This is a genomic window from Thermococcus sp. (assembly GCF_015523185.1).
Taxonomy (GTDB): domain Archaea; phylum Methanobacteriota_B; class Thermococci; order Thermococcales; family Thermococcaceae; genus Thermococcus.
On record NZ_WAKV01000033.1, the window covers coordinates 1 to 5,264 of the forward strand.

The following is a 5,264-nucleotide window of genomic DNA, read 5'->3' on the forward strand; positions in this document are numbered from 1 at the left end:
CCATAGTTGTTGAAGTACTCAAGTATTAGAACCTGAGCCGTCATCGGGTAGTAAGCAACTATCAGAACCGCTCCAACCTCGCTTATGGCCCTCGCCCATGTCATTATTGCCCCGCTCGCTATCGAAGGAAAAGCTATCGGAAGGGAGACCGTGAAGAACGTCCTGAGCTGGGAAGCGCCTAGGGTTCTTGCAACGGCCTCAAGCTTCTCATCAACTGCAAGAAAACCGTCTTTGGCAGAGTTTATTGTAAAGGACGCGGAGACGAAGAGCATTGCAGAGATTATCCCGAGATAGTTGTCGAGAATGTAGGTGGAATACGTTACGAGGAGCATTATCCCAACGACGGAGTGAGGAATGACTATCGGGACGTCAACAATGGCTTGGACAAAGCTCTTCCCGGGGAAGTCCTTTCTGGCCAATACATAACCGAGGGGAACACCGAAGAGAAGTGCTATCAACGCCGTCGCCGTTGCCGTGAGAAGGGAGCGCTTAACAGCCGAGAGCACAACGGGGTCGTGGATGGTTTTCAGGAACGCCCCGAAATCACCGGCCTGTTTGGCGTATATCATCCCCAGAGGGAGGAGTATGTAGACTATCATGAAGCTACCGAGTGCGGCGAAGAAGTATAGTGTGTAGTCGCGCCTCATGGTTCCCCTACGGAGATTGGGGAAGAAATTTAAAGGTTTTCGTTTTTTCTATCAGTCTGTTGAATACTTTTGTTTAACTTCGGGAAGAACCTGCCCCTTGTCTCCATAAACCGCCTGTATTCCTCCCCCCAGTACTCAAGGAGCTCCTTCTCCTCCACCTCAGCGAGCTTCCCCCACAGCGGGAGCAGTAAGGTGTATGCAATTAAACCGGGAACGCTAACGCAGAAGAGGCCAATTCCAAAGCCCATAACAATGAAGGCGGAGTAGAAAGGGTGCCTAACGTAGCGGTAAGGGCCTTCGCTTATAAGTTTCTCAAAGTCCCCTGGCTCGTCGTGCCTCTTGGGGAAGAGTGAGTGGACGTAAATGGCCAAAGGCGCCGTTATTGAAAGAATCACAAAGCCGGTCCAGTGCATAATCCTCGCTAGCCGGCCCGTTATCAAAGGCCAGTGGCTCAGACAGGAGAAGGGAATGAGTGTGAAGAACAGCAAGAAAGTCAGCTTCCTCAGTTTGACGGACTCCATGCCACCACCATAAAAAGAAAATGTGAAAGATTTTTAGCTTTTCTCGACCTTGACCTCATCCTGAATTATTGGCGGGACGTTTCCGAACGCTATGGGCGGGTTGAGGAAGTCCTGGTAGTTCTGCCTGAAAACCTCCCTGCCCTTTTTTCCAAGCCAGAACTTGAGGAACTCCATGGCCAGCTGTCTGTGTGGGGCGTTCTTTAGGACGGTCACGCCGTAGACGATGGGCTTGGCCCTGATGGTTTTCCCTGTTGAGCCGAGGGTAATCTCGACTTGGGAATAGTAGTCGGCGAGCTTGAAGTCAGCGAGATTAATCTGAGCCGGGAGCGTTATGTAGCGAAGGTGATGCTGCTCGGCGACGCTCTTGTATATGAAGAAGTAGTCTATGGCACCGCTTTCGACGAGGCCGACTAAGTCTGTCTCCTTCGGCCTTATAACAACCTTATCACTCCTGAGCTGGATTTCCTTGGGGGCATATATGTGGGTTCCGTTGGCGTAGATGTTGGTGTTCTTCTCAACGAGGGTCTCGAATACCGGCTTGCCGTAATAGAGGTCTGCCAGCTTCATGACCATCACAGAGCGGTAGCCACAAGGGTCGTCGTTAGGGTTGCTGAAGCCGAAGCGGACACCGGGCTTGGCGAGGATTTCGTACCAGTTGGTTGAGTTAATCTCGTTGGCGTACCTGCTCTTGTTCGTGAAGGCAATAACAATCTGGTTGGTCGCGAAGAGAACGTAGAAATCAGTGTAATTCGGAACAAGCATCTGGGGGATTAGAGTATAATCGGCCGTTGCCACTATGTCCGCCGGTTTGTGGAGGTCGGTGACCTTTCTAACAGCCATAACGCTTCCGCTCGCCTCGTCTTGGAACTTCACTTTGACACCGAGGTTTTCCTCGGCGTATTTGGCGAATTCCGTCTCAAGTTGCTGGAGCGGGACGCTGAGAGAGCCGGCGTGGAAGATTATCAGCGTTTCCTCTTTGAGTGCCTTGCTCTGACTTGTCGTTGTTCCACTTGAGGACGCCGGGGAAGAACCGCCGATACATCCAGCTGTGACGACAGAGAGCAGAAGAACCGCGAGTAAGAGGAAACCCGCATTCCTCATCAAAACCACCAGTATAAGGGACAGAAACGGGTATTTAAACATTTTGAGCAAACAAAGGCGTTAACGTAAATGATTCTGTTTTCTTAGTTCCTCTATCCCATCCACCAGCCCTTTGAAATGCACGTAGAACTCACTCTTCCGGAGCTCCTCCAAGGTTCCCCAAAACTCTTCGAGGTTCCGAAAGCCTGTCTTCTCATACTCATAAGCTTGAATCAGCATCTCTAGCCTGTCCGCGAACTTTACGAGCCGACCTTCCAGACTGGACTCTTCCTCGTACTCGCGCCAGAGCTTGAAGTATTCCCTCGGCTTTGGAGACGAGAGCAGGAGCTCCATGACGGCTTTCTTCTCGGCCTTACCCTTATTGAGGTAGTACTGAGCCGTCTTCGGCACGTCCGTTATCCTTGCTTCACCCACATCGTGTAGGAGCGCTATTTTGATGGCCTTCTCGACGTCTATCTCAACACCCTTCTCTTTAAGCTCGTCCGCCAGGAAGAGTGTTATCAAAGCGACGCGATAGCTGTGGTCGGCTATGCTTTCCGGATTTGAAACTCCCCGGAGGAGCCAGCCGGTTCTAGGGAGCCTCTTCAGGTTGCCTAGCTCGATTAGAAGGTCGAGCATCCTCACTCCTCCGTCGTGAAGATTGCCTTATCGGTTTCAACGGCCGTTGCAATTATCGCATCGCCGAGGAAGCGTCCGTAGACCTTAACCCTGTCGCCCTTTCCTATGCAGGGGCTTCCCGCAAAGTCAATCCTGATGCCGTGTATCCTAAACGTTGTCCTCCAGCTCGGCAGTTCCATGGGAAGGAACTCGACGAGGGGTTTGTCCTCAACGATTCCCTCGATGACGACGTTCTTACCCCGAAACCCACCGGTTTTCAGCTCATCGGGAGTTAGGGAGTAGTAATAGTGATGGCCGAGCTTTACGCGCTTCATACCAATCACCTTTAAATCCCTCCACTGAGTTCAGTTTGGGGGTGAGGGGATGATAAAGGTTGCGATAATCGGTGCCGAAAACGTTGGCAAATCAACCCTCATGAACGCGCTCGTTGGCGGAAATGTAAGCGAGGTTGAGGATTTGCCGGGGACAACAAAGGGACTGGTGAAAAAGCACTTTGGAAAGCTCAAGATACCCAAGGGGATGAAGAACCCCTTCGGTGGGGCCGACGAGTTCGTCCTGATAGACACGGCCGGCCTATTCGACCCAAGGTACGAGCTGAGGGGAAAGGTCCTTAGCGAGGAGAAGTTCAGGGAGCTGATAAAGGAGATAATCTCAGCCGACATAATTATCCACATGGTCGACGCCACCGTCGGCCTTCACCGGGGCATGGAGAAGCTCCATCACATGCTCAAAATGCGCTACGAAAAGCCGATAATAGTTGTTATCAACAAGATTGACCTTGTTCCAAGGGAACGGGTGGAAGAACTGAGGGAAATCATAAAGAAAAGGCTTGAACAGGAGCCACTCGCCCTGTCTCTCGTAACCTATGAGGGCTTCAACGAGCTCCTCGAAAGGATTGCCCACATGGCGATGTACGTCTAATCACTCCTCAGGCATCTCGGGACAGGGGCAAATCATGACGTAAACCTTCCTGTGCCTCGGGCCGTCAAGCTCAACGAATAGAATCCTCTGCCACGTTCCCAGATGGAGCTCGGCCTGGTCTATCGGGACCACAACCTCTGGATTTAGGAAGATGCTCGCCTTTATGTGGGCGTGGGCGTTGTTGTCAATCCTGTCGTGGGAGTAGCCGGCCCCTCTCGGCACGAGCTCGGCCATTTTGGCCTTTATGTCCTCGATTAGGCCCGGTTCGTACTCGTTTATGAAGAGACCAGTAGTCGTGTGGTGGGTGAAGACGACCGCTATACCGTGCTTCACCTTTGAGCGGTAGACCATTTTTTGAACTTCCTCGGTTATGTCCACAACCTGACAGCGCTCCCGGGTCTCGATGGAAATCTCATAGAGCATTTTCATCACCCCAGCTGGTCGAGAAGCCTCATCAATAGAGCCCTAACGTCAAGGTTTTCTTTGAACACAACGGCCCTTAAAACTACCGCCGTTTCGTAGGCATCGAGAACCTCGAAGTTGCCGGAGCGGAGTTCGACCTTTAGAAGGGAGTAAACCTCCTCGACGGCATCCCTAAACAGGGCCTCGTTGGAATACACGTCCTCCCGGGAGAGAAGAAGGGAAACCATGTCCCTGATGAAGTCAAGCCTGTTCTCCCGCTTTCCTATTAGCGACCTTAACCTTTCCATTGCTAACCCCTTTTAACTCTTCTTGGAGGGCCTTTATGAGGATTTCCGACATGAGTATCGAAGCAAAGCGCCTGTCCCTGACTTCGAGGGCGGTGTCAACGGCCCTCTCAACGTCACCTTGCTTGAGGTAGTGATGGGCAACGTCGGCCATAACTATCGAGCGGAGCCTCTGATTTTGAAGAACGAGGCCTATTTTCCTCGCGGATTCAATATCGCCGACGAGCGTGTAAAAGCGGGCAACCTTGGCCCAGACCTCCTCGGAACGAGCGAAGCGGGCTATGGTGTTAACTATTTCTTTCTTTCCAGGTCCTAGTTCTTCCAGGATGCGGTTCATCAGAGCTTTTCCGACAGCTCTGGCTTCATCCTCGGAAAGGGCACCCAAGAACACCCCGAGGGACGAGGGGTTCTTGTCAAGGACGTCCAAAGCGACCCGCTCGAAAAGATTCATGTCACCGACCCTCCTGAGCATCCCGACGGCGAGCTCGCCCCTCCCAGCGAGTGCCAATGCCGTGGAAAGCTCGGGGATGAAACCCTCCCCAAACTTTTTCGATAGTTCCTCGGCGAGGGCTATGAATGAATCTGCGTACCTCTCGATAACACCGAGCTCGCTGAGGCGAAACGCAAGCTCCTTGAAGGCCTGCTTTGCCCACTCCTGAGAGTTCATCTCGCGGACAGCCGAAAAGGCACTTTCATAACTGCCGAGTGCTATTAAAGCCTTTGAGAGCTCAAGGAGGGCCTTCGAGCGG

General features: G+C 52.4%; 8 protein-coding genes and 1 pseudogene. 1 reads left to right on the forward strand and 8 read right to left on the reverse strand.

From position 1 onward, the window contains the following. From F7B33_RS03855 to F7B33_RS03875, 5 genes are all read right to left on the reverse strand, one after another. Nucleotides 1-647 (reverse strand): ABC transporter permease (locus F7B33_RS03855; protein ID WP_297073194.1); only part of this gene is annotated, 647 nt, incomplete at its 3' end. A 29-nt stretch (nucleotides 648-676) separates the two neighbouring features. After that, nucleotides 677-1,168, reverse strand: coding sequence for an isoprenylcysteine carboxylmethyltransferase family protein (locus F7B33_RS03860; protein ID WP_297065265.1), 492 nt, complete (start codon nucleotides 1,166-1,168; stop codon nucleotides 677-679). Between the two features lie 33 nt (nucleotides 1,169-1,201). After that, nucleotides 1,202-2,269 (reverse strand): tungstate ABC transporter substrate-binding protein WtpA, encoded by a 1,068-nt coding sequence (gene wtpA, locus F7B33_RS03865; RefSeq protein ID WP_297065293.1) that lies wholly within the window; start codon nucleotides 2,267-2,269, stop codon nucleotides 1,202-1,204. 60 nt (nucleotides 2,270-2,329) lie between these two features. Continuing rightward, the gene (locus F7B33_RS03870; RefSeq protein ID WP_297073196.1) at nucleotides 2,330-2,887 is read right to left on the reverse strand and encodes an HD family hydrolase; all 558 of its coding nucleotides are present in this window, start codon (nucleotides 2,885-2,887) and stop codon (nucleotides 2,330-2,332) included. A 2-nt stretch (nucleotides 2,888-2,889) separates the two neighbouring features. After that, entirely contained in the window at nucleotides 2,890-3,201 is a 312-nt protein-coding gene (locus F7B33_RS03875) for a GTP-binding protein (RefSeq protein ID WP_297065259.1), read from the reverse strand. Nucleotides 3,202-3,250: 49 nt separating this feature from the next. On the opposite strand from F7B33_RS03875, the gene F7B33_RS03880 reads away from it, so the two are divergent. Beyond that, nucleotides 3,251-3,808, forward strand: coding sequence for an Era-like GTP-binding protein (locus tag F7B33_RS03880; protein ID WP_297065257.1), 558 nt, complete (start codon nucleotides 3,251-3,253; stop codon nucleotides 3,806-3,808). Here the strand turns inward: F7B33_RS03880 and F7B33_RS03885 are convergent, their stop codons facing one another. The 3 genes and pseudogenes from F7B33_RS03885 to F7B33_RS03895 all read right to left on the reverse strand — a co-directional run. Next, a complete protein-coding gene (locus F7B33_RS03885) occupies nucleotides 3,809-4,231 on the reverse strand; it encodes a secondary thiamine-phosphate synthase enzyme YjbQ (protein ID WP_297065291.1) in 423 nt (140 codons plus the stop codon). A gap of 5 nt (nucleotides 4,232-4,236) precedes the next feature. Then, complete coding sequence (locus F7B33_RS03890; RefSeq protein WP_297073198.1) at nucleotides 4,237-4,518, reverse strand: hypothetical protein; 282 nt, start codon at nucleotides 4,516-4,518, stop codon at nucleotides 4,237-4,239. Then, nucleotides 4,472-5,264, reverse strand: a pseudogene (locus tag F7B33_RS03895) (prenyltransferase); the annotation flags it as partial. The pseudogene F7B33_RS03895 and the gene F7B33_RS03890, both read right to left, overlap by 47 nt.